Origin of the sequence: Nocardia sp. 852002-51101_SCH5132738, assembly GCF_001665695.1 — a bacterium.
GTDB classification, from domain to species: Bacteria; Actinomycetota; Actinomycetes; order Mycobacteriales; family Mycobacteriaceae; genus Nocardia; species Nocardia nova.
Genome location: NZ_LZML01000177.1, coordinates 1 through 771, shown reverse-complemented (window position 1 = coordinate 771; position 771 = coordinate 1). Strand labels below are relative to the sequence as shown.

Sequence of the window (771 nt, the reverse complement as noted above, 5' to 3'; positions counted from 1 at the left end):
GGGACAGTGTTATCGCCGAGGATCTCGCCCCAGGATCCGACGCCGCGGTTGGTGGTGATCGCGATCGAGGTCTTCAAATATCGTTGCGACACAACCTGAAACAGTGCTGATGCCGCCTCTGCAGGTAACGGCAGGTATCCCAGTTCGTCGATCGCCAGGAGCGTTGGTCCGGCGTAGAAACGCATGCAGGTGGCCCACCGGCCTTCGATCGCAGCTTTGTGGCAGCGGGCCGCCAAATCGGCGGCGGTGGTGACATAGGTGCGGTAGCCGGCGTGCACCGCAGCCCGGGCTAGACCCAAGGCCGCTCAGTTTGGTGTGCTGCCGGGTTGTCAACCGGGTAGCACGCGCACGCTGATGTGGGTTTGGTAGATGGTCCGGTCGATCACCCCCTTGGCGCGGTGTTTGGAGATTGCCCGTTTGACCACGCGAAGGCTGCTGCGGGGCCGGCGATGTGGGAGCAGGTCAGCGCGCACGGCCCGCCCGATCACACCGACGATATCGACAGTCGCGCCGGTGATGACCCGGCCGCATGGACGAGCTGGTCGCGGGCGGTCTGCAAAGCGACGGTGAAACTGCCCCGGTCCGCGACCATGCCCGGTGTGGCCAGCGCGGTATCGGCGATCGCGGTCCGCAACGCCTGGTAGGTGATCAGCAACGCGTAGACCTCCTGCGCGACATCGTCGGCAGTACGCGCCGAGGGTGTCACGAGAACCGTGTAAGTCCGAAGCTAGTTCGGTACTAAATCTATTCTAGCACAATGGAATTCGGTTC

At 63.7% G+C, this 771-nt stretch carries 1 protein-coding gene and 1 pseudogene; both read right to left on the bottom strand.

Annotation, left to right across the window (positions count from 1 at the left end; genetic code table 11):
* A pseudogene (locus A5789_RS26440) lies at positions 1 to 302 on the bottom strand (ATP-binding protein); the annotation flags it as partial.
* A gap of 182 nt (positions 303 to 484) precedes the next feature.
* Positions 485 to 706, bottom strand: coding sequence for a hypothetical protein (locus tag A5789_RS36945; RefSeq protein ID WP_064903081.1), 222 nt, complete (start codon positions 704 to 706; stop codon positions 485 to 487).
* Positions 707 to 771: the final 65 nt, after the last annotated feature.